The sequence below is a fragment of the Bacillus sp. FSL M8-0350 genome (genome assembly GCF_038593345.1).
In the GTDB taxonomy this organism is placed as follows: Bacteria; Bacillota; Bacilli; order Bacillales; family Bacillaceae; genus Bacillus; species Bacillus safensis.
This window is the reverse complement of record NZ_CP151985.1, coordinates 2,286,014-2,309,886: the sequence shown is the minus strand read 5'-3', so window position 1 is coordinate 2,309,886 and position 23,873 is coordinate 2,286,014. Positions and strand designations below refer to the sequence as shown.

22 protein-coding genes are annotated in these 23,873 nt (G+C 41.9%); 17 read left to right on the top strand and 5 right to left on the bottom strand.

The features are described 5' to 3' along the window. The first annotated feature begins 33 nt into the window (after nucleotides 1-33). From gndA to NSS80_RS11985, 8 genes are all read left to right on the top strand, one after another. The gene (gene gndA, locus NSS80_RS12020) at nucleotides 34-1,443 is read left to right on the top strand and encodes an NADP-dependent phosphogluconate dehydrogenase (protein ID WP_034280291.1); all 1,410 of its coding nucleotides are present in this window, start codon (nucleotides 34-36) and stop codon (nucleotides 1,441-1,443) included. Between the two features lie 116 nt (nucleotides 1,444-1,559). Next, entirely contained in the window at nucleotides 1,560-2,408 is an 849-nt protein-coding gene (locus NSS80_RS12015; protein WP_034280777.1) for a GRP family sugar transporter, read from the top strand. A gap of 12 nt (nucleotides 2,409-2,420) precedes the next feature. Further along, the gene (locus NSS80_RS12010; RefSeq protein WP_034280292.1) at nucleotides 2,421-3,206 is read left to right on the top strand and encodes an SDR family oxidoreductase; all 786 of its coding nucleotides are present in this window, start codon (nucleotides 2,421-2,423) and stop codon (nucleotides 3,204-3,206) included. Nucleotides 3,207-3,524: 318 nt separating this feature from the next. Beyond that, on the top strand, nucleotides 3,525-3,836 hold the full coding sequence (locus NSS80_RS12005) for a PTS sugar transporter subunit IIB (RefSeq protein WP_024422905.1): 312 nt from the start codon (nucleotides 3,525-3,527) through the stop codon (nucleotides 3,834-3,836). 3 nt (nucleotides 3,837-3,839) lie between these two features. Then, nucleotides 3,840-4,172, top strand: a complete 333-nt coding sequence (locus NSS80_RS12000) for a PTS lactose/cellobiose transporter subunit IIA (RefSeq protein ID WP_041109730.1) — start codon at nucleotides 3,840-3,842, stop codon at nucleotides 4,170-4,172. Nucleotides 4,173-4,197: 25 nt separating this feature from the next. Further along, nucleotides 4,198-5,544 carry a PTS cellobiose transporter subunit IIC gene (gene celB, locus NSS80_RS11995; RefSeq protein ID WP_342498319.1) on the top strand — a complete coding sequence of 449 codons (1,347 nt, stop codon included), beginning with the start codon at nucleotides 4,198-4,200 and terminating at the stop codon, nucleotides 5,542-5,544. Next, nucleotides 5,528-6,934: a glycoside hydrolase family 1 protein gene (locus NSS80_RS11990; protein ID WP_034280300.1), complete on the top strand. Its 1,407-nt coding sequence runs from the start codon at nucleotides 5,528-5,530 to the stop codon at nucleotides 6,932-6,934. Before celB ends, NSS80_RS11990 begins: the two co-directional genes overlap by 17 nt. Before the next feature lie 189 nt (nucleotides 6,935-7,123). Beyond that, nucleotides 7,124-7,846: a GntR family transcriptional regulator gene (locus NSS80_RS11985; protein WP_024422902.1), complete on the top strand. Its 723-nt coding sequence runs from the start codon at nucleotides 7,124-7,126 to the stop codon at nucleotides 7,844-7,846. A 47-nt stretch (nucleotides 7,847-7,893) separates the two neighbouring features. On the opposite strand, the gene zwf is transcribed toward NSS80_RS11985, so the two are convergent. Beyond that, nucleotides 7,894-9,369, bottom strand: coding sequence for a glucose-6-phosphate dehydrogenase (zwf, locus tag NSS80_RS11980; RefSeq protein ID WP_024428033.1), 1,476 nt, complete (start codon nucleotides 9,367-9,369; stop codon nucleotides 7,894-7,896). Between the two features lie 221 nt (nucleotides 9,370-9,590). Between zwf and rnz the strand changes: the two genes are divergently transcribed. Together rnz and NSS80_RS11970 are read left to right on the top strand one after the other, a co-directional pair. Then, a complete protein-coding gene (gene rnz, locus NSS80_RS11975; protein WP_342498318.1) occupies nucleotides 9,591-10,520 on the top strand; it encodes a ribonuclease Z in 930 nt (309 codons plus the stop codon). Nucleotides 10,521-10,659: 139 nt separating this feature from the next. Next, a complete protein-coding gene (locus NSS80_RS11970; RefSeq protein WP_034280307.1) occupies nucleotides 10,660-11,967 on the top strand; it encodes an aminotransferase class I/II-fold pyridoxal phosphate-dependent enzyme in 1,308 nt (435 codons plus the stop codon). A gap of 46 nt (nucleotides 11,968-12,013) precedes the next feature. Here NSS80_RS11970 and NSS80_RS11965 read toward each other — a convergent pair whose 3' ends face one another. Both NSS80_RS11965 and namA read right to left on the bottom strand, forming a co-directional pair. Continuing rightward, nucleotides 12,014-12,778, bottom strand: coding sequence for an alpha/beta hydrolase (locus NSS80_RS11965; RefSeq protein WP_342498317.1), 765 nt, complete (start codon nucleotides 12,776-12,778; stop codon nucleotides 12,014-12,016). 120 nt (nucleotides 12,779-12,898) lie between these two features. After that, a complete protein-coding gene (namA, locus tag NSS80_RS11960; RefSeq protein ID WP_317221946.1) occupies nucleotides 12,899-13,915 on the bottom strand; it encodes an NADPH dehydrogenase NamA in 1,017 nt (338 codons plus the stop codon). Between the two features lie 140 nt (nucleotides 13,916-14,055). On the opposite strand from namA, the gene NSS80_RS11955 reads away from it, so the two are divergent. The 5 genes from NSS80_RS11955 to NSS80_RS11935 all read left to right on the top strand — a co-directional run bounded on the left by NSS80_RS11955 (nucleotide 14,056) and on the right by NSS80_RS11935 (nucleotide 19,306). Beyond that, on the top strand, nucleotides 14,056-15,672 hold the full coding sequence (locus tag NSS80_RS11955) for a M20/M25/M40 family metallo-hydrolase (protein WP_317221947.1): 1,617 nt from the start codon (nucleotides 14,056-14,058) through the stop codon (nucleotides 15,670-15,672). 364 nt (nucleotides 15,673-16,036) lie between these two features. After that, nucleotides 16,037-17,386 (top strand): radical SAM protein, encoded by a 1,350-nt coding sequence (locus NSS80_RS11950; RefSeq protein WP_211043266.1) that lies wholly within the window; start codon nucleotides 16,037-16,039, stop codon nucleotides 17,384-17,386. Continuing rightward, entirely contained in the window at nucleotides 17,386-18,642 is a 1,257-nt protein-coding gene (locus NSS80_RS11945) for an MFS transporter (RefSeq protein ID WP_041109711.1), read from the top strand. Before NSS80_RS11950 ends, NSS80_RS11945 begins: the two co-directional genes overlap by 1 nt. A gap of 19 nt (nucleotides 18,643-18,661) precedes the next feature. Beyond that, entirely contained in the window at nucleotides 18,662-19,150 is a 489-nt protein-coding gene (locus tag NSS80_RS11940; protein ID WP_317221948.1) for a DinB family protein, read from the top strand. 12 nt (nucleotides 19,151-19,162) lie between these two features. Further along, on the top strand, nucleotides 19,163-19,306 hold the full coding sequence (locus NSS80_RS11935; RefSeq protein WP_155267113.1) for a hypothetical protein: 144 nt from the start codon (nucleotides 19,163-19,165) through the stop codon (nucleotides 19,304-19,306). Nucleotides 19,307-19,356: 50 nt separating this feature from the next. Here NSS80_RS11935 and proC read toward each other — a convergent pair whose 3' ends face one another. Then, nucleotides 19,357-20,184 carry a pyrroline-5-carboxylate reductase gene (gene proC / locus NSS80_RS11930; protein ID WP_317221949.1) on the bottom strand — a complete coding sequence of 276 codons (828 nt, stop codon included), beginning with the start codon at nucleotides 20,182-20,184 and terminating at the stop codon, nucleotides 19,357-19,359. Between the two features lie 422 nt (nucleotides 20,185-20,606). Here proC and NSS80_RS11925 point away from each other — a divergent pair, with 422 nt between their 5' ends. Together NSS80_RS11925 and NSS80_RS11920 are read left to right on the top strand one after the other, a co-directional pair. Further along, nucleotides 20,607-21,557: an MBL fold metallo-hydrolase gene (locus tag NSS80_RS11925; protein WP_317221950.1), complete on the top strand. Its 951-nt coding sequence runs from the start codon at nucleotides 20,607-20,609 to the stop codon at nucleotides 21,555-21,557. Between the two features lie 12 nt (nucleotides 21,558-21,569). Then, entirely contained in the window at nucleotides 21,570-22,346 is a 777-nt protein-coding gene (locus tag NSS80_RS11920) for an SDR family oxidoreductase (protein ID WP_317221951.1), read from the top strand. Nucleotides 22,347-22,409: 63 nt separating this feature from the next. Here NSS80_RS11920 and NSS80_RS11915 read toward each other — a convergent pair whose 3' ends face one another. Beyond that, on the bottom strand, nucleotides 22,410-23,738 hold the full coding sequence (locus tag NSS80_RS11915; RefSeq protein WP_317221952.1) for a CoA-disulfide reductase: 1,329 nt from the start codon (nucleotides 23,736-23,738) through the stop codon (nucleotides 22,410-22,412). Nucleotides 23,739-23,873 lie beyond the last annotated feature (135 nt).

The following is a 23,873-nucleotide window of genomic DNA, read 5'->3' as shown; positions in this document are numbered from 1 at the left end:
TCAATATAGTGTGTTAGAAGGGACGTCAGAATTATGTCAAAACAACAAATCGGTGTGGTTGGACTAGCCGTTATGGGGAAAAACCTTGCCCTCAATATTGAAAGCCGCGGTTTCTCCGTATCCGTTTATAACAGATCTAGCAGCAAAACAGAAGAGTTTCTTCAAGAAGCAGAAGGAAAAAACGTTGTTGGCACATACAGCATCGAAGAATTTGTTCAGTCGCTTGAAACACCGCGTAAAATTCTTTTAATGGTAAAAGCTGGTGCAGCAACAGATGCAACCATTCAATCATTACTTCCTCACCTAGAGAAAGGTGACATTTTAATTGATGGTGGAAATACATATTACAAGGATACACAAAGACGTAACCAAGAGCTTGCAGAGAGTGGTATTCACTTCATTGGTACAGGTGTTTCCGGCGGTGAAGAAGGCGCGCTAAAAGGCCCTTCCATCATGCCAGGCGGTCAAAAAGAAGCGCATGAGCTAGTGAAACCAATCTTAGAAGCGATCTCTGCGAAAGTAGATGGCGAGCCTTGTACAACGTATATCGGCCCAGATGGAGCAGGACATTATGTCAAAATGGTTCATAACGGTATCGAGTACGGAGATATGCAATTGATCTCTGAATCATACTTTATCTTGAAGCATGTTGCTGGTTTGTCAGCAGCGGAGCTTCATGAAGTATTCTCAGAGTGGAATAAAGGCGAGCTTGACAGCTATTTAATCGAAATTACAGCTGACATTTTCACAAAAGTGGATGAAGAAACAAACCAGCCGCTTGTGGATGTGATCTTAGATAAAGCTGGTCAAAAAGGAACTGGAAAATGGACAAGCAAAAGCTCACTTGATCTAGGTGTCCCGCTTCCAATCATTACTGAGTCTGTTTTTGCGCGCTACATTTCTGCAATGAAAGATGAGCGTGTGGAAGCAAGTCAATTGATCGAAGGTCCTGAGCCAGCGCAATCAGCTGAGAATAAACAAGAGCTGATCGAAGCGGTTAGAAAAGCCCTATTCATGAGTAAAATCTGCTCTTACGCACAAGGCTTTGCGCAAATGAAAGCAGCGTCTGATGAATATAACTGGGATTTAAAATACGGTGAAATTGCGATGATCTTCCGCGGCGGATGTATCATTCGTGCAGCCTTCTTACAACAAATTAAAGAAGCATATGACCGTAATCCTGAACTGAAAAACCTATTGCTTGATCCATACTTTAAGGATATTGCTCAAAACTATCAATCATCACTTCGTAAAGTCATTTCACTTGCAGTGGAACAAGGAGTTCCTGTTCCTTCATTCTCAAGTGCACTTGCTTACTTTGATAGCTATCGCACAGCTGTCCTTCCAGCGAATTTAATTCAAGCACAGCGTGACTATTTCGGTGCACATACTTATGAGCGCACAGATAAAGAAGGCGTATTCCATACTGAATGGATGAAATAAATAGAGAACGACTGAAAAACCTTACCTTTGGTAAGGTTTTTTTGTTTACATCTTTTCGGCTAAAAATGTGAAAAAGAGGGATGCTATGTAAAAAAGACAAGAAAGTAGGGATAGAAGTGGGCATTTTATATGCACTTCTCCCAGCGATATTTTGGGGAAGTATTGTTCTCATCAGTGTCAAACTAGGCGGGAATGCGTATCAGCAAACCCTCGGCATTACGCTCGGCGCATTTTTATTTTCGATTGCAGCGTTTTTCATCAAAATGCCAGAGCTGACACCGCTTATTTTTGCGGTTTCCGTCATTTCAGGCATCTTCTGGAGTATTGGACAAATGAATCAGCTTTCAAGTGTTGCTTTTCTCGGTGTATCTAAAGCGGTTCCTTTATCAACGGGCATGCAGCTTGTGAGCACAACGCTATTTGGTGTCATGGTCTTCAAAGAATGGCAGACGATGACGGTCATACTCATTGGTTCTTGCGCCATTTTACTGATCATTGCAGGTGTTGTGATGACATCGCTCGGTCAAAAAAAGAATGGCGGCGGGGATGGCAGAGGCAATTTTAAAAAAGGGATTATTATTCTGCTCATCTCAACCGTTGGCTACGTCGGATATGTCGTCATTTTAAGATGGTTTGATATTGATGGCTGGTCTGCACTTGTCCCGCAATCCGTCGGCATGCTGCTTTCATCCTTAGCGATTAGTTTAAAGCAGGATCCATTTAGTAAATATACGTTTAGAAATATCATTGCCGGTCTTGTTTGGTCAACAGGAAATCTTGGTCTGCTTTTGGCCATTCCATTAATCGGCGTAGCCGTAAGCTTTTCGATGTCACAAACAGGGATTGTTATCTCAACACTAGGCGGCATTTACTTATTAAAAGAGAAAGCATCTAGAACAAGCTTTGTCATTGCAGGCTGCTTGATGATTATTGCAGGCGGTGTGCTGCTAGGCTTTACAAAATAGGAGGTTACACGAATGTATCCAGATTTAGAAGGAAAAACAGTTCTGATTACAGGTGCAGGTACAGGGATTGGTCAAGCGATGGCCCGCCGATTTGGACAAGAAAAAGCCAATGTGGTGATCAATTACTTCTCCGATAAAGAAAATCCGGATGAAACCATTGCAGATATTCAAAAACATGGCGGACAGGCTGTGAAAATCAAGGGAGACGTATCAAAGGAAGAGGATATGCAGGCGATGATTGATAAAGCTGTTGATACATTTGGCAGTCTTGATGTGATGATCAATAACGCAGGCATTGAAAATGAAGTACCTTCTACCGAAATGACGCTGGATAATTGGAACAAAGTGATGTCTACCAATTTAACAGGCATGTTTCTAGGGTGCCGTGATGCACTGAAGTATATGACAGATCATGGGATAGAAGGCTCGATCATTAATATGTCGTCGGTTCATCAGCAAATTCCTTGGCCTCATTTCGTGCATTATGCAGCCAGTAAAGGAGGCGCAAAGCTTTTGACAGAAACATTGGCGCTTGAATATGCCCCTAAAAAAATCCGTGTAAACAGCATTGCACCTGGCGCCATTGATACCCCGATTAATGCGGAGAAATTCGATGATCCAGCATTGAAAAAAGGCGTGATTGAGCTGATTCCAATCGGTTATATTGGAAAGCCAGAAGAAGTGGCAGCATGTGCTGTCTGGCTGGCATCAAAAGAGGCGAGCTATGTCACAGGCCTGACGTTATATGTAGACGGCGGCATGACAAAGTATCCTGGGTTCCAGGCAGGAAAAGGATAAGACAATGAAGACAAATCAGCGTGTAGACAAACCCTCGCATTCGGTGTCAGGTCTGCGCTCCGGTGCTCACGAATGTCAAATTCGCTCCGCTCCTGTGCTCGTCCTTCCTAGGGCTGCAAAGGTTTTCTATCAGGCTGAAAAGAAGACAAAGGGCTAAAATCAAGCATTTTAGCCCTTTGTCAACAATCTGAACGAGCGTAAAATACGCTCTTTTTTATATTAAATACAGACAAATGAAATTAAATGTCTAGACATTTAAAAATAAAAATATATAATATTAATTGGAAGCGCTTTTATTACAACAATGGGGTGAGAGAAATGAAACGTATTTTATTAGCATGCAGTTCGGGAATGTCTACGAGTTTACTAGTGACAAAGATGAAAGCACATGCCGATTCAATTGGGGACGAAGCAGAAATTTGGGCAGTTGGTCAAGATCAAGCAAAAAAAGAAATGGCGAATGCAGATGTTGTGTTAATCGGACCGCAAATGAGCTTTTTAAAAGGAGACCTCCAAAAAGAAGCAACAAAATACGGGATTGAGGTAGAGGTCATTGATATGCAGGCATACGGGCTTGCCGATGGACAAAAAGCATATGAACAGGCACTTACATTGATGGGGGAATCTTAAAGGATGGAAAAGAAAACACTCGAAGGGCTCACGGAGGAACAAGTGAGCTTTCAATTGATCTTACACAGCGGGAATGCACGCAGCAAATTGCTTCAGGCTCTTAAACAATATCGAGAAGGTCTAGAAGAAGAAGCTTTTGGTCTTATGAAAGAAGCGGAAGAAGATTTACGGCTTGCACATGACATCCATTTTCAACTCGTGCAGAAAGAGGCAGGCGGAGAAAGGGCATCCTTTTCCTTACTGCTCATGCATGCTGAAGATCACTTAATGTCGACCATTACCATCAAGGAGCTTGTGGGAGAGCTCCTGCCGATATTCCAATCGCTTAAACAATAAAGGGTGTAAACAAGGGGGGAAACCAATGTTTGATAAAATAAGTGCCATTTTGGTTCCGATTGCTGGGAGATTGAACAACAACCGCTATTTAGGCGTTTTACGTGATGCCTTTATGCTTGCGTTCCCGCTCACCATCTTTGGTTCCATTATGGTTGTGCTGATGAATTTGCCATTTTTAGATAAAATCATGAGTAAAACCGTACTGGAAGGCGTCCAGTCTGCACTGAATATCGCACCGAGTGCGACCATCAGCATTATGAGTGTGTTTGTTGTATTTGGGATCGGCTACTATTTATCAAAAAGCTATGATGTAGAAGCTGTCTTTGGCGGCGTGATTGCTTTAGCCTCTTTCTTGCTTCTAACTCCATTTTTACTAGAACAAGAAGGCGGTGCAACGATTGCAGGCGTTATCCCAGTTGATCGTTTAGGTGCAAAGGGGATGTTCCTAGGAATGATCACAGGCTTTTTGTCTGCTGAAATTTATCGTTATTTTGTCCAGAAGAAATTTGTGATCAATATGCCGCAAGGGGTTCCGCCAGCTGTTTCCAAGTCTTTTGCTGCACTGATCCCGGCTACTTTGACACTTACAACCTTTTTGTTTATTAATATCATCATTACACAAGGCTTCAAAACAAATATGCATGATTTGATTTATCATGCCATTCAGGCGCCGCTTGTCGGTCTTGGAAGCGGTATCATTCCGACGTTGATCGCTGTTTTCTTTATACAAATTCTTTGGTTCTTTGGGCTCCATGGCCAAATTATTATCAACTCTGTCATGGATCCGATTTGGAATACATTGTCCATACAAAACCTAGAAAGCTATACAAAAACAGGTGAGGTTCCTAATATCATCAGCAAGCAGTTTATTGAAATTTATACGGTTGGAATGGGTGGAACCGGTATGACGCTTGCTGTTGTGTTTACGATTTTAATTTTCCTGAAAAGTAAGCAATTAAAACAAGTAGCCAAGCTGGGCTTAGGACCAGGATTATTTAACGTCAATGAACCGATTATCTTCGGTTTACCGATTGTCATGAATCCGCTTATTCTCATTCCGTGGATTTTGGCGCCAATGGTCATTACATGTATTACTTATTTTGCGATGGCATCAGGCATTGTACCGCCGCCGACAGGCGTGAATATCCCATGGACAGTACCGATCTTTATTAGCGGAATGATGGCAACAAATTCAATAGCGGGCGGTCTGCTTCAGCTGTTTAACCTGATGATTGTGTTTGTCATTTGGTTCCCGTTCCTGAAGTTTATTGACCGTATGAATGTGAAAAATGAAAAAATAACGACAACAGAAAAAACGAAGGCAGCAAATATCAAAGGCGAAGGAGACTCAATACATGTCGATGGAAACTAACAAGCAATCATATACATTCCCAGAAGGTTTCTGGTGGGGATCTTCTGCTTCTGCGACGCAAACAGAAGGGAGCGTCCCCGGCGATGGAAAGGGACCGAACATTTGGGATCATTGGTTTGAACAAGAGCCGACTCGTTTTTTTGATGGCGTAGGGCCGGACGTGACATCTCAATTTTATCGAAAATATAAAGAGGATATCCGTCTCATGAAAGAAATTGGCCACAATTCATTTCGGCTGTCGATTTCATGGTCACGCCTCTTACCTGAAGGAACAGGTGCCGTCAATGAAGAAGCGGTGTCTTTTTACAATGATGTGATCAATGAACTGATTGCACATGATATCGAGCCATTTGTGAACCTATACCATTTCGATATGCCAATGGCGCTTCAGGAGAAGGGCGGCTGGGTGAACAGACAGGTGGTCGACGACTATGTCAGCTATGCGGCATTATGCTTCCAATTATTTGGTGACCGGGTGAAAAAATGGTTTACCCATAACGAACCGATTGTGCCTGTAGAAGGCGGATATATGTATAGCTTTCATTATCCAAACGAAGTCGATTTCCAAAAGGCTGTACAGGTCGGTTTTCATGAACTTTTATCAAATGCGAAGGCGATTGCGGCTTATAAAAAGCTGCAGCAAGGCGGTAAGATTGGCATCATCCTAAACCTGACTCCTTCGTACCCGCGAAGCCAGCATCCGCGCGATGTAGAAGCAGCAGAGATGGCCGATGCTTTCTTTAACCGTTCCTTCTTAGATCCTGCGGTGAAGGGGCATTTCCCGGAAAAGCTAGTAGAAGTCTTAAAGAAAGAAGGCTTTATGCCAAGTATGGAAGAAGGGGACCTTGAGCTCATTCGAGAGAATACGATTGATCTTCTTGGCATCAACTATTATCAGCCAAGAAGAGTGAAAGCGAAAGAGCATATGCCGCACCCTCAAGCACCATTTATGCCGAACCATTATTTTGATTCTTTTGAGATGCCGGGAAGAAAAATGAATGTGTATCGAGGCTGGGAAATCTATGAAAAGGGCATTTATGACATATTGAAAAAAGTCCAAACAGACTATGATAATATAGAATGTTTTATTTCTGAAAATGGCATGGGTGTCGAAGGAGAAGAGCGGTTTAAGGATGAAGAAGGAATGATTCATGACGATTACCGCATTGACTTTATTTCTGAGCATCTCAAATGGGTTCATCGAGCCATTCAAGAAGGAAGCAATGTGAAAGGCTATCATCTATGGACCTTTATGGACAACTGGTCCTGGTCGAATGCATATAAAAATCGTTATGGATTTGTCTCAGTCGATCTTCAAAAAGACGGGAAACGAACGATTAAGAAAAGCGGATACTGGTTTCAATCCGTTTCAAAGAATAACGGTTTTTAATCAAAATACTTGCTCTTTCCTTGAAAAGAGCAGGTATTTTTCTTATGTGACGGGAAGTGGATGAAACAAAAATGGCTGGCACCTTTTAAGCTCACATCCCTTAGTGTAAAATGAGAGGAAGGCTAAAAAACGCCATATTTCCATCTAGAATAAAGCGCTATGAAAAAACAAGTCAGTTGGTGGTGTGAGATGAAGAAGTATGAACTCATTTCAGAAGAAATCAGAAAACGAATAGGAACAGCATATTATCCAGAAGATCAACCCATTCCAGATGAAAACTCGCTTGCCGCCGAATTTCAATGCAGCAGAATGACAATGAAACGTGCGCTCGATCTTCTCGTTGCAGAAGGTCTGCTCTTTAGAAAAAGAGGCCACGGTACATTTATTGTAAAGGCAGCGCTCAATCAAGGGGCAATCAATGTATCAGGCCATGAAAATAAAGGGTTCACAAAGGTCATGGCGGATAAAAACGTCACGACTCAAATCATTCATTTTGATGTCCATTTTCCAAGCGAAGAGGTGGCAGCCCATCTATCTATTGACTCAACCACACCTGTTTATGATATCATCCGGCTCCGTCTTGTGGATGAAGAGCCTTACGTATTAGAAAAAACGTTTATGCCTGTCAATCTCATTAAGGGCATAGATGAAGAAGTTCTACTGGGTTCTATCTATGGCTACATTTCAAATCAGCTTCATTTAAAAATAGCAGGTGCGCACAAGAAAATTAGGGCGGCTAAATCAGATCAGCTGGATCAGCAGTATTTAGGGTGTGACCCAACAGATCCTGTGCTTGAAGTCGAGCAGGTTGCTTATTTAAACGCAGGGCAGCCGTTTGAATACTCATTTAGCCATCATCGCTATGATAAATTTGACTTTTCAACGGTTGAAATCACGAAAACAGGACGTTAAAAAAAGAGCAGAACCCCCAAGGGAGACTGCTCTTTTTTCATTTGATTTTATATATTCCACCAATGGTATCCATCTTTTTCTAGAAGCTCATCAGCTTCTTTCGGTCCCATAGAACCAGCAGGATAGTTTGGTTTTAATGTTTTGCTTTCTGCCCATTTCTCAGAAATCGGATCAACGAAGTTCCAAGAAAGTGCCACCTCGTCCCAGTGAGCAAAGTTTGTTGCATCGCCTAGCAAGCAGTCATGAATCAGCTTTTCATATGCTTCTGGGGTATTCATGATGTCGTTATAGTTTGTTTGGTAGTCAAGCTTAATCGGTTTCGCATACGTGCCGCCATCGAGCTTGCGAGCATTCAGGTGAAGGGTGATGCCTTCATCTGGCTGAATATGAATGACGAGTAAGTTTGGATGCATGGCATTTCCGTTTCCATAGTATAGGTTCATTGGAATGTCTTTAAATTGAACTACGATTTGAGTAGATTTCTTTTCTAACCGTTTTCCTGTCCGAATGTAAAATGGCACCCCGGCCCATCTAAAGTTATCAATCAGCAGTTTCCCTGCCACAAATGTTTCTGTGTTTGAGTTCGGGTCAACATTTTGCTCTTTCAGATAAGAAGGAACCTCGCTGCCATCAATCGTACCAGTATCATACTGTCCGCGGACAAAGAATTGATCGACCTCATCTTTAGAAAAAGGACGAAGAGCGCGCAATACTTTCCGTTTTTCGCTGCGGATTTCCTCAGTATTGAGTTTAATTGGCGGCTCCATTGCTAAAAGGGCAACCATTTGAAGCATATGGTTTTGGACCATATCTCTTAGTGCACCAGAATTTTCATAATATCGAGCCCGGTCTTCAACCCCTAATGATTCACTGGATGTAATTTGAATGTTTGAGATATAGCGGTTTGTCCAAAGCGGTTCAAAGATGGCATTCGCAAAGCGGATGACCTCAATGTTTTGAACCATTTGTTTACCAAGGTAGTGGTCAATACGATAAATTTGATCTTCTGTGAATGCATCACGAATTTCTTCATTTAATGTTTTGGCACTTGGCAGATCATGCCCAAATGGCTTTTCAATGACAAGTCGTGACCAGCCGGTTGTTTCTGATACGCCCTCACTTTTTAGGAACTTCGCAATCGTTCCGAAGAATTCCGGTGCCATAGCTAAATAGAACATGCGGTTATTTGGAATACTGTACGTATCTTCAAGACCTGTTAGAAGCGTGTTAAGCGATTGATAGGAAGCAGGGCTTGATACGTCAAAATCGTGATAATAGAAATGTGAAATGAATTCTTCTGTTTTCGCTTCTGCATCATCAGAAGAAACAGATTCCTTTACCACAGCTCTGAGGTCCTCATGAGACCATGGACGGCGTCCAACTCCGACAACAGCGAATTGATCACCTAGCTTTCCGCTATGATAAAGTCTATGTATAGAAGGGTAGAGCTTGCGTTTGGCAAGGTCTCCTGTTGCGCCAAAAATGACAATGACTGCTTTAGGGTTGTTAGTTTCTGTATTCACGAGAAGTACCTCACTTTATTCGTAGCATTGTTGTAAAAACCGAGAATGTATGTACATTTTCTTTATTTTAAAGCTTCATTGTTCGTAAAGCAAACATTTGATTCGACTTTTTCTGCTCTCGTTTCACTTTTTTCAAAAATTCCGCTGAATTCACATTTACCTTGTCTTCATGTATTCTATATGAATGAAGATATTGTATACCGGCTTTAGGAGGAAAAGTAATGGAACTGCTCTTTTTAGGAACAGGTGCAGGCATTCCTGCAAAAACAAGAAACGTCACTTGCACAGCGCTAAAGCTTTTAGAAGAAAGAAATGCAGTGTGGCTTTTTGATTGCGGAGAAGCAACGCAGCACCAAATCTTACATACAACGATTAAACCGAGAAAGATCGAGAAAATATTTATCACACATATGCACGGTGATCATGTATATGGCCTTCCGGGACTCCTTGGCAGCAGATCCTTTCAAGGCGGGGAGGATGAATTGACGATCTATGGACCAAAGGGCATCAAGGCCTTTGTGAATGCAGCACTTTCAGCCTCGCAAACGCATTTGACATATCCGCTGCATATCATAGAAATAGATGAAGGGATCGTCTTTGAAGATGATACCTTTCAAGTAGAAGCAAGAAGAGTCTCTCACGGGATTCCAGCTTACGGCTATCGGGTTGTGGAAAAAGATATGCCTGGTTCATTAAAAGCCGAAGACCTAAAAGAAATCGGTGTAAAACCTGGACCTTTGTATCAGAAGTTGAAAAATGGGGAAACCGTGACACTCGAAGATGGAAGAACCATTGATGGAACCGATTATTTGGAACCCCCTAAAAAAGGGAGAATCGTTGCATTTTCAGGAGATACCCGTTTGTGCGAGAATATAACAAGGCTTGCCAAAAATGCGGACGTGTTAGTCCATGAAGCAACATTCGGTAAAGAAGATGCAGATTTAGCCTACAATTATTATCACAGTACAACAGAACAAGCAGCGAAAACAGCACAGGAAGCGGGCGCAAAAAGGCTCATTTTGACCCATATAAGTGCACGTTACCAAGGAGAAGAGGCACTGAAACAACTGTTGAAAGAAGCCCGCGATATATTCCCGCTGACAGAAGCTGCACATGATTTCTCTTCTTTCCCCATTGAACGCACCCTGTAAAAATTGGATGAATCGTCAAAAAAAGTTGTGTGATTTTTTTGATATTTATGATGACGCTCTTTTTCAGGTAGTGGTAAAATGGTGAAGAAAAAACAAATGACGAATTAAACTATGAAGAATACGGGAGGCACAATCAAAGATGAGCGGTTTTACAGCATTAAGTGAAGCAGAATTGAATGACCTATATGTGGCACTACAAAATGAGTATGAAACTTACAAAAGTAAAAACTTGCACTTAGACATGTCTAGAGGGAAGCCTTCACCAAAACAGCTCGATTTGTCTATGGGCATGCTCGATGTTGTGACATCAAAGGATGCAATGACAGCTGAAGATGGCACAGATGTGCGAAACTATGGCGGCTTGACAGGCCTTCCTGAAACGAAGACATTTTTTGCAGAAGTACTCAATTTAAAGCCAGAACAAATCATCATCGGCGGTAATTCTAGCCTGAATATGATGCATGATACCATTGCACGTGCGATGACTCACGGCGTATGTGACAGCAAAACTCCTTGGGGAGAGCTGCCAAAGGTAAAATTCCTTGCACCAAGCCCAGGGTATGACCGTCATTTTGCCATTTGTGAGCTATTTAACATAGAGATGATCACGGTCGATATGAAGGCTGATGGACCTGATATGGATCAGGTAGAAAAATTGGTCGCAGAAGATGAAGCGATTAAAGGCATTTGGTGTGTACCGAAATATAGCAATCCAGACGGCATTACGTATTCAGATGAAGTCGTTGACCGCCTAGCTTCAATGAAAACAAAAGCAGACGACTTCCGCATTTTTTGGGATGATGCATATGCAGTCCACCATCTAACGGATACACCTGATACGTTAAAAGATATTTTTCAAGCAATTGAAGAGGCAGGATACCCGAACCGTGTGTTTATGTTTGCGTCTACGTCTAAAATTACATTCCCAGGCTCAGGTGTTGCACTGATGGCGTCTAGCCCTGACAATGTGAGCTTCACTCAAAAGCAATTATCGATTCAAACGATCGGACCAGACAAAATCAATCAACTAAGACATCTTCGTTTCTTCCAAAATCCAGAAGGTTTGAAGGAACATATGAAAAAGCATGCGGCGATCATTAAGCCAAAATTTGACCTCGTTCTTTCCATTCTTGACGAAAAACTTGGCGGGAAAGACATCGCTGAATGGCACAAGCCAAATGGCGGATATTTCATTAGTTTAAATACACTTGATCATTGTGCAAAAGCTGTTGTGCAAAAAGCAAAAGAAGCAGGTGTCACAATGACAGGTGCAGGTGCAACATATCCATATGGAAAAGATCCGCTTGATCGCAACATTCGCATTGCACCAACATTCCCGGCTCTTGAAGAACTAGAGCAAGCGATTGACATCTTTACATTATGTGTTCAGCTTGTCAGCATTGAAAAGCTGCTTTCTGAAAAAAGTCAATCTGCTCCAACGGCATAAATAGAAGAAACTCCTTGACTCATAACGGGTCAAGGAGTTTTTTATTTTAATTAGCAGTTTGGTAATAGGAGACAGGTTGTTTGGCTGCGCACCATACATCATAGATAGCAAGCTGTACAATATGCGGTTCATCATGATGAATATAGTGCGAGCTGTTTTGCGCCTGAATCCATCCGCTTTGGGATGACAAAGACAGCATGCGTTTATGAAGTCTGAGCCAAGCTTCATGAGCTGGGTGAAACAATCGGCTCTTACCTGATGAAATGACAAGAAGCGGCATCATTCCATAATGAGTTTGCTCCTCTTTCATTGTGCTTAGCATTTGCTGAAAGTCCTCATGCGTACATTCTGCTGTAAACTGCGCCATAAATGAAGTGCGTTCTTCCTTTGATAAAAGCGGCAGGATCACCTGCTCTTGCTCCTCACTTGCTGGGTCTAACAGCACCATGCCAATGACATCATCTCCTCTGCGGCTTGCCCATAACCGGCTGACAAGAGAGCCAAATGAGTGAGCGACAATAAGAAATGGCGGCTGAATATTGGCTTCTTTCAGCAGCGCATCTAAATCATCAGCGAGGTCATGCAAGGTTCTTCCTTCACCGCTCTCACTGCTCTTTCCATTTCCTAAACGGTCGTATAAGAAAACCCCAAGCTCTGGGTCAATATCACGTGCCATATTCGACCACGTATCACTAGAAATGCCGTAGCCTGCTTCAAAGATAATCGTGGCTTGCCTTTTGCCTTGACGATGTTTTGTATAAAAGTGGTGTCCATCTATATGATACATTTTTTCAATCATTACCGAATTCATTCTTCCATCTCCTCTAAGCAGTTCTTTAGCTAAAAGACGGCACAAAAGGCAGATATGTTTCTCTTAAAAACAAAAAAGATGCCTATTTCGAAAAATAGACACCTTTTTTCCTAAGAGCTTTTACCAAGCGCGATCATATTGACGCGGGCTTTCGATGGATGTACGGAGTTCTTGAGCAGCTGTTTTTGGGAAGTATGGATCCCGTAAAAACTCTCTGCCAATAAAGATCAAATCCGCACGCTGATTTTGTAAAATCTCCTCTGCCTGTACACCAGATGTGATGAGACCGACAGCAGCTGTTTGAATGCCGGCACCTTCTTTTATTTTCTCTGCGAATGTGACTTGGTAGCCGGGGAATGTATTGATTTTCGCCTGTACGACAGCACCTGAGCTGACATCGATTAAGTCGACACCTTGCTCTTTGAGCCAAGTGGCAATCCCAATATAATCTGCAATATCAAGTCCTTTTGTCGTGTAATCAGAAGCCGACACACGGACAAATAAAGGTCCGTCCCATACGGTATTGACTGCATCTACGACTTCTCTTAAGAAACGATAACGGTTCTCTGGTGAACCGCCATAGTCGTCTGTTCGGTGGTTCGCCAGCGGTGAAAGAAATTCATTGATCAAATAGCCATGTGCACCATGAATTTCAATGATGTCAAAACCCGCTTTTTTTGCCCGTACAGCTGCATCCTGAAACGCCTGAACGGTATCTTTGATTTGGTCAACAGACATCTCGACAGGGGTTTTAGATGTTTCATCAAATGGGATGCTTGATGGTGCAAGAATGTCTCCATCAAGTTCAGCCTTACGTCCTGCATGGGCTAGCTGGATGGCTGTCTTCGTTCCGTATGCTTTGATTTGTTCGTTTAATGAAGCGAAACCTTCAATGTGCTCATCGCTCCAAATACCGAGGTCTTGATCACTAATTCTTCCCTCGGGAGATACAGCACTAGCTTCCACCATGATGAGGCCAGCCTGACCTTGTGCACGGGAAATATAATGTGTGAAGTGGAAAGGCTGTAATTTCCCATCACGGTCATAGGATGAATACATACACATCGGGGACATCACGATGCGGTTTTTCAGTTTAACACCTTTTAATGTCCAAGGTGAAAAGAGTTTTGTTTCCAAATACCTTCGCCTCCTCATGGAATTGTATAGCCGATTATAACAGCCATTCAAACTTTCGTCATAAAAGGTGCTCAAAGAATATAGCTTTTATACACGTTTTTGTATAATGGAGAGATAGAGACATCAAAGGGGGAGAACGGATGAAATGGCAAACAGAGAGTGAACGAAAGGAGCTCCTGACAGCTCTTATGCAGTATGAAAGTATATCAGGTACAACAGGAGAAGTCGCGTTAGCGGAATATTTATATTATTTGCTGAGGGAGCGGCCTTATTTTGAGCAGAACCCTGATCATTTGGCTTTGCATCCGATGAAAGATGGCCGGTATTATTTAACGGCACTTGTGAAGCGAAGTACGCTGCAGCGTACCGTGCTGCTTCTTAGTCACTTTGATGTAGTCGATACAGAAGATTACGGCGAATTTCAAAACATGGCATGCAAGCCTGAAGAGTTAATGACTTCCTTTTCGCAAAAAAGTGAGCTTCTTCCAAAGAGGGCAAGAGAGGACCTTGCTTCAGGCGACTGGCTGTTTGGAAGAGGGGCCATGGATATGAAAGCAGGTCTCACCGTACAGCTTTCTATGCTGGAAAGAGCGATGACAGAAACATTTGATGGAAATGTCCTGCTCGTCACAGTTCCTGATGAGGAAGTAAATTCACAAGGAATGCTTGAGGCTGTGCCGAAATTAAAAGAGCTTAAAGAAAAACATGATCTTGACTATACCGCGTGTTTAAACAGTGAGCCGATGTTTGAAAAGTATCCAGGGGATGAACATCATTATATGTATACAGGCAGTATAGGAAAGGTATTAGCCGGATTTTTCTGTAAAGGGATCGAAACGCATGTAGGAGAGCCTTTCTCAGGCTTAAATGCGAATTTTATGGTATCTGAACTAAACCGGCTGTTAGAGCTCAATAGTGACTATTGTGAGGAAGTAGATGGTGAAGTAACGCCGCCTCCAACGAACTTAATGCAAAAGGACTTGAAAGAAGCCTATTCCGTTCAAACACCTCACACAGCCGTATCTTTATTTAATGTGCTCATGATGAAACGTTCAAGTGAAGAACTGCACGGACTTCTCTATGAAACTGCGAAACAAGCAGCAGACCAAATCGAGGCAAATCTTCGGCAGAAAACAGCTGACTTTCAGCGCTTTAAACACTTTACACCAATAGACACTCAGGTGACGGTTCTCACATATCACGAGCTGTATCAAAAAGCCGCAGATCGATCTGGTGAACAGGAAGTCGAGCGCATTGTCAACTATGCATTCGCCAACCGAGGTGAACTTGGAGATCGTGATTTTTCAACGAAAATTGTCTCGGAGCTGACGACACTATGTAAGGAAGAAGGACCGCTGATTGTTCTATTTTATAGTCCGCCATTTTACCCTTCGGTGTCCTCAACAGAAGATACGCATATTCAGAAGACATTCAAGAAGATTCAAAAAGAGGCAAAAGAGGTATATGGACTTGAAGTAGAGGAAGTGAAATATTTCCCGGGATTGTCTGATTTAAGTTACTTACAGCTCGAAAAGCAGGAAGTAGGTCATTATACAACCAATATGCCGCTTTACCAAAAAGGCTATTCTTTACCGCAAGGAGAAAAGGAAGCCCTTTACGTTCCAGTCATCAACGTAGGTCCACTAGGAAAGGACCCGCACAAATGGACAGAGCGGCTGCACGTCCCGTTCTCTTTTGGCATTTTGCCAGAATTATTAGAATCAACGATTCATGCTTTATTAGAGAAAAGTAAGTAGATGTAATGAAGAGCCCTATCTTAATGATAGGGCTTTTGGTTGTGAATGATCAGTCTATATTTTCATGGTTATACCAAAAGTTTCATACGTAAATTGTATATAAAACAATAGTCCTTACAAAAAATAGTGAAAATGATTGAAATATTCAGAAAAGTCTATTATAATCAATTATGTAATTAAGTTACAATTTATCTAATTAAAAGGAGGTGATGAAAATGAAGCGTAACGAGTGGATTGCAATCTAATGAATGGAATCAATACTTACTGAAAAGAGTGTTTCGCAGAGAAGTGATTTTCTTAGCTTCTCTGTGAATTTGTATGTGGGATAAAAATAGACGAGAGTTGGGTGAGAGAATTGTCAAATATGAAAAGTTATTATGATGAGCATCCGTCTTTATGGAATTTTCTTTATCCTTTTTTTGGCCAAGCGAGCCAAGAAGGAGCACAATCTCGTGTGACAGAATTCATTCAGAAAGAACGAACATTTCAAAAAGGGAAAAACGCTTTATATTTACATATCCCTTTCTGCGATACGATCTGTTCGTTTTGTCCTTTTATTAAATCTACGAAATATGAGCCCATTATCGGAAAGTATATAGATGCTTTAATCAATGAGATGCGTATCTTATCCCAATCCCCTAATATCCAAAAAATGACGTTTGATGTGGTGTTCGTTGGTGGAGGTACTCCTTCCATAATGCCCCCAGAACTAATCTATCGACTTTCGACCGCTATAAAAGAAAATTTCTCATTATCTGCTGATTATGAATGGACATTTGAATGTGAAGCAAAAACAGCTACACCAGAAAGAGTGGCTGCTATGGCTGAAGGTGGAGCCAACAGAGGGAGCTTTGGTGTCCAAACATTAAATGAATACTATCGGAAAATGTTCAACTTAACGGCTAGTTTTGATCAAATCTCTCAGACTGTGGACTTAATGAAACGTCATTTCCAATCTTATAACATTGATTTGCTTTATCAGCTGCCTGGACAAACGAAAGAAGAGATGATAGAGGACATAAATGGAGTGATGTCATTAGGAAGCACAAGTATTGATACGTATCCACTAGAATATATTGCTTGTTCGAAGGGGTGGTTATCAAAAATTAACAAAGGCAAGGTGCCAATGCCGCCAAATCCTAAAGAAAAATTTGAGTTTAGTGATACATTATATCGTCATTTAAAAACGAATGGCTGGCATCAAAATTATGTGTATACGTTTATGGCTCCAGAGCATCAGAATAAACGTTTTCAATATGGCGAAGTGATTTACGGGGGATATGAAGATCAATATATTGGTTTGGGAACAGGAGCGATCTCCTACATGCAAGGCATGATATGGTCAAATGAAGGAAATACGCAAAAGTATATCGAAAGCCTGACGAATCAAGAATTACCTATTGTTAAATCTAGAGAATATCATGCTTTTGATAGAAGACTCGTCTTCTTCCCTAAAACAATGAAAATAGAAAAAACATATCTCAATCGAATGCCAAAGCGCGAGGAAATCTATCGTAAACTACAACTGCTCATAATGAAAGGAGTAGTTGAAGAAGCGGAGCAATATTTTGTAATCAAAGAAGAAGCGAAGCCATGGTATCCGGCGATCTTAGTTGATCTTATACCAGAAAAAGAGAGAGAAAATTATGATCAAGCCGTGGAGTTTATGCAAAAAGAGTTAGGCTGGTACGAGTCGACTGAGGTGCTCCTCTAATGGTTTCAAAGAAAGAAACGACATCTCTTTTCAAAGATCAAAATTTTGTCTGTTTCTTTATTGGGCAAAACTTATCTGCTTTTGGAGATTGGTTTAGAACGATAGCGACGATTGGTTTAATTTATGAGCTTACTGGGAAAGCGACCCATCTAAGCATTCTATTTATTTGTTCCATGCTCCCTCTCATTTTAACATCTATGCTTTTGAGCCCAATTATAGATAAGTTTTCTTACAAAAAAGTTGTGATATTCGCAGATGTGGCACGTTTTATCATTGGACTGGGGTTTGTTTTAGTTGTCACAATGAATGTTACACCGTTTATCCTTTATTTATTATTAGCGTTAAATGGTGCTTTCTCTGGTATATATCTGCCTGCTCGTTCATCTATGATACCTGAAATCCTTGATAAGGAGCAGCTTTCTAAGGGGAATAGTATACTGGCCACATCTTTTAGCGCATCGATGCTCATTGCGACAGGATTAGGCGGGTTGGTGACAGAAATTTGGTCAATTTCCACAATTTATTTAGTAGATGCGCTGACATTTTTATTATCAGCTATGCTATTAATTCCAATTAAAGCGAAAGAAGCATCTGAAAAAAAAGAGTATGTGTCATATGTTCAAAGTTTTAAAGAAGGAATTAAAGAAATCAAGGGATCACCCAAAATTCAAAGCGCCATATGGATATTGATGTCAAGAGAGTTTGCTTTAAGCATCGTTTATGTTTTATTTAGTCTGTATATTTTAGAAGTGGCAAGAGAAGGGAATTTTGGCTTGGGGCTTGGTCATACAATTAGTGGACTAGGGCAAATTATCGGTGGACTTACACTTGCAGCGTACTTCAAAAAAGTGAAATTCTCCTTTCAATTTTATAAAAGGTGGTCTACATTAGCGGTTATATTGCTTGCGATATTACATGCATTGTCGTATCAACAAACGACTTTTATTGGATTTTTGATTGTTGTTTTATTAGCCAATCTATTATATAGCCCAATCGAAGTTTTGTATTCTACTAATATTATGACATATGCAAGCAGTCATTTAAGAGCCCGTGTGTTTTCAGCAGGTCTTGCATTATCACGCATATTTTATATTAGTGGGTTTATCCTCATGGCATTTATCGGAGATTTGATTCCTATACATGTCATCGCTATAGGGATGGCAGGGCTTGTGATAGTAGCAGGTTTGATGAACAGCTTACTGCTACTAAAAGGAAAGCATCAAGATAAATCAAAAGTAGAAATGCATTCACTGTAAAGGAGACGTTGATTGCGTAATGGAAACTGGGAAATTAACAAGAACAGACATCATCACATCGCTTCAGGAAAGTATGAGTGAACTAGAGAAGATAGTGAAGGCTTGTGATGATTACACATTGGATCAATCTTTGGGGGAGGGGAAGTGGTCAATCAAGCAGCTTGCCGGGCATTTGTATGACACAGAAGAAGTCTGGTCAGAGCGGATAGAGCAAGCGATATCAGATGATCACACGCCCTTTCAATCGTATGATCCTGAAATATACGTGAAAGAAAGAGCGTATGAATGGTATAACGCTGACGAGATTAAAGCATTGATCAAACGGATGAAAGAGAGAAGAAACAACACGCTTCGGCTATTAGAAAAAGATATTTGGGAACAATCAGGCCTGCATCCGGAAGAAGGAGTGATGACCGTCCAAATATTAGCTGAAACTATCGCTTTACATGAACAACATCATCTGGATCAAATCAAAGCCATCATGTCAATGAGTGAATCACCTACATGAGGAGGTGCTAAAGTGAAGCATCAAGAATTATTAGTTGATGTGAATTTTTATCAGGCACGTGATTCTTTATTAGAACAAGCCATTTCTAGTAAAGAACAGAAAGAACCGAAGTGTGAATCACGCAATTCACACCCAGTGGCCAGCGAGAAAAAATAGAGGGTCATATGTGAAAAAGCACCTGTCATCAAAACAGGTGCTTTTCAATTTCATTTATACGTGCTTGCTGAAAACATTTCGTTTAATTCTGCTGCGCGTTTAGTAGCTGTTTTGACACAATCGACAACGGCTTCTTCAAATTGATAGGCAGCCAGTGTGTTCAGGCCGGCTTCTGTTGTACCGCCTTCACTTGTAATTTCTTTGCGCAGTTGGGCAGGCTCTTTTCCGCTGTCTTGAAGCATATTGGCGGCGCCTGCAATCATTTGGCAAATGAGTAATTTCGCAGTTGCTTGGTCCATTCCAAGTTCCGAAGCTCCTCGCTCCATTCCTTCAATCAAATGATAAATGAAGGCTGGGCCGCTGCCTGCGATGGCTGTCACAGCATTTAGCTGCGATTCATCTAATACTGTGACATGCCCGATTGTTTCAAACAGCTCGACGGCTGTTTTCTTTTGCTCCTCTGTCACTTCATGACTTACGGCAATACCTGTTGCTGACTGCTGAATCGCCGCTGATGTATTTGGCATCGCACGAACGACTGCTGTCTTTCCGCCAGCATAGTGTTGAATCGTTTCAATGGAAATACCAGCTAAAATAGAAATGATCAGCTGTCCATGTAAATGAGGACGGACTTCAGAAATTCCGCTTTCTGCATCCTTCGGTTTTAAGGCAAAAACGAGAATATCCGCTTCTTCATAAATAAAGGACCGAGCGAAATCCGTTTTGACCCCATAACGTACCTGTAATTCTTCTAATCGTTTTTCATTCGTTTTGTTTGTAACAATGATATCTTCATTCGACATCATTCCGCTTTTTAATAAACCTTTGATCATAGACTCTGCCATTGAGCCTGCACCGATAAATCCAATTTTACTCATAAGCTGCTCCTCCTTGTAGAAAATAAAAAAACCTCTCGCCTGAAAAGGACGAAAGGTTTTTCGCGGTACCACCCTCAATTAGCATGCAAACCTGCATACTCAGCTCTAGTCCCTTAACGCGGGAAACGTTTAGGTTTGCCTAACAGCTCAAAGGGCAGGTTCAGCAAATAAGAGGATGGTGAAGTCTTTCAGCCGGCGGACCTCACTCTCTTGCATCATTATTTTGCTTACTAATCCTTATCACCCGCGCATCATATATTTGTTGTTCATTATGCAACGATGGACAAGTTTATGTCAATAGGGCAGTTTAAAAAATTGCCCATCTAAACCGCATGACAGTCTGCCTTTTGCAAGATACAATGAAGTATGAAGGCTTAAGTACCCACAATCATGAGTCAAAAAGCAGGAGATGACGTATAAAAGTGAAAGAAAACCTCATTCAATTATCCATCCCGACGCCGTTTGCCGTTGGGGATGTGCATGCATATGTATTAAAAGGAGAGGCCGTCACCTTAGTAGATTGCGGTCCGATGACAGAAGAGGCAGAGCATGCTTTTGTCACGCAATTAAAGGAACATCGTTTATCGATAGACGATATTGATCAAGTGGTGCTGACCCATCATCATGCAGATCATGTCGGTCTGTTAAATCTGATGAAACCTCATGTCCGTGTGATCGGACACCAGCTAAATGAGCCGTATATTAGTCAGGATCCAGTCTTTAAGCAGCGCCAAGTGGACTTTATGATTCCTTTTTTTCAGCAGTTAGGTGTCCCGCTTCGGCAAAATGAGTGTGAAAAAATGGTGAAGCAATCTTATACATATTCTTGTACTTCACATGTAGATGAGATCATAAAAGAAGGTGATCGTTTAAGCGGGCATGAACACTTCTTTGTGATGGAAACACCCGGACACGCACAGTCTCATCTTTCCTTTTTAGATGAAAGAACGGGGAATTTTATTGGCGGCGACCTGCTTTTGACGACCATTTCTTCAAATCCGTTAATGGAAGCACCGTATGAGGGCGAGGAACGTCAAAAATCACTGCTTCAATATAAAGCATCACTCAATCGGTTATTGCGTCTGCCAATCAAGACGATTTATCCAGGACACGGTCAGCTCATCACGTCCCACCATGAATTGATTGAAGAAAGATTTAAGAAACAAGAGAAACGAGCAAATACGATGTATCAGCTGCTTAAACAAAAAGAAATGACGGCCTTTCATCTTTGCCGCAAGCTATTTCCTGTGATGTATGAAGAGGCCTTGTTTTTAACGATGTCTGAGACAGTCGGGCAGCTGGATGTGCTCTTAGAGGCTGGGCGAATTGAAGAAATGCAAAAAGACGGAATCGTCTATTACAGAGCAAACTAAGGAGTGAGACACATGGGGCGATTGACAGGAAAAAGGATTTGGATTACTGGCGCATCTGGGGGCATTGGTGAAAAAATGGCGTACTTGGCAGCAGAAGAAGGCGCAGAGGTCATTATTTCAGCAAGACGAGTGGAAAAGCTTACTAGTGTGAAAGAAAAAATTATGAGTGCTGGCGGGGTGTGTCACATCGCTCGGCTTGATGTCAGCCAGCTTGAGGACATTGATCGCGCGTATGAAGAAGTGGGGCCGGTCGATATTTTGGTCAACAATGCCGGCTTTGGCGTATTCGATCTCGTCGAAGATGCCTCCATAGAGGAAATGGTGTCGATGTTTGAGGTGAATGTGTTTGGCTTAATCGCCTGCACGAAAAAGGTCATCCCTGAGATGAAGCAAAGAGGGCAGGGACATATTATCAATATTGCATCTCAGGCAGGAAAGATTGCGACTCCCAAATCTGCTATTTATTCCGCATCAAAGCATGCCGTTCTTGGATTTTCAAACAGCCTCAGAATGGAGCTGGCAGACTCAGGCATTCACGTGACAACGGTCAATCCCGGACCGATCGCCACAGACTTCTTTACCATCGCTGACCGCAGCGGTGAATATGTGAAGAACGTTGATTTTATGATGCTGAGTGCGGACAAGGTGGCAGGGAAGGTCGTATCTGCCATGATGACGAAAAAGAGAGAGATTAATCTGCCCGGCTGGATGAACGCCGGCAGCAAATTGTATCAGTTATTCCCATTTTTATTTGAAAAAGCAGCACGAAAAGCGATGATGAAAAAATAACAAAAAAGAAACCGGTTTTGAACTGGTTTCTTTTTTTGAGGTAAGGCTTCATTGTGACACTTTCTATATCCGTCTTGCCGCTTGCTGAAGCGGGTCCCATACACTGTTAAAAGGCGGTGCATAGCTAATATCTAAATCTTCAAGATCTGTTATGGTCAGATCTTGGTAAAGGGCAGCCGCCACGATATCGATCCGTTTATCTACACCGTTTCTGCCGATGATTTGGGCACCAAGCAAGGTATGGTCATCGCTTCTGTAAATCAGTTTCACTTTCATTTTCTGCGCTTCTGGGTAATACTTCGCGTGATCTGTACTATCAATGGTGATGACGGAGAAAGGAATGTCTGCCTCTTTTGCTTCTTTTTCTGATAAGCCTGTTCGTCCCGCTGTCACGTCCATAAATTTCATGACGGCTGTTCCAGTCACGCCTTGAAATGCCCGGTTTGTTCCTGTCATATGAAATCCTGCGATTCTCCCTTGTTTATTCGCAGTTGTGCCAAGCGGAATATAATCCAGTGATTTTTTGATGCGGTGATAGGTTGCTGCGCAATCACCGGCAGCATAAATGTCTTTTATATTGGTTTGCATGTATTCATTTACTGCAATAGCGCCATTTTGAAGACGCTTGATTCCGGTATGATGTAAAAAGGAGGTTTGCGGAGTGACACCGATGGCCATGATGACCATATCTGTTTGAATGGTTTGTTTGTCTGTGATAACAGCTGTGACATGTGACTTGCCTTCTAATTGCTGTACCGTTTCTCCGAGCGATACGTGAATGCCCTTGGCGTCAGCCTCTTCTTTAAGGTGTTTTGCCATATCGGAGTCAAAGCCCGGGCCGAGTGCTGCTCCCCGCTGAATGATATGTACGTTTTTTCCGAGCGCTTTTAAATTTTCAGCCATTTCAAGACCGATATATCCACCGCCAATGATCGTGACATGTGTGACGTCCTTTTTTAAATGGTCTAAAATGGACAGCGCATGCGGGATGGTTTTTAATACGTGTACGCCTTCTAATGGCTGACTGTCTAAATCCAGTGTGACAGGGCTTGCTCCTGTCGCAATTAAGAGGCGGTCATAGCTTTCTGTAAAGGGTTCTTTTGTTTTCGTATGATGACCCGACACTGTTTTTTGCTCTGGGTCAATAGAGGTCACTTCGTGTAAGCATCTGGCGTCAATTCCATATTTCTCGCGAAAGGTTTCAGCACTGCGTGCGATCAGCTTTCTGTGATGATCAATGAGACCGCCGATCAAATAGGGGAGTCCGCACTGTCCATATGAGAAAATCTCTCCTTTTTCAAAAGCAACAATGTGTGCATCTGGATCCTCTCTATATATTTGCATAGCGCAGCTCATTCCTGCTGCGTCTCCGCCAATCATCACATATTTCATTTGGTTTGCTCCCTTCTATCTATCGTACTGAATACTCTTATTTACCCTCATATGCCTTTTTTTAATGCTTTTTTTTGCAAAAGAAGTAAACTTTCGTTGAAAAATAAAGACAGCGCCTTCATTTTAAGCTACAAT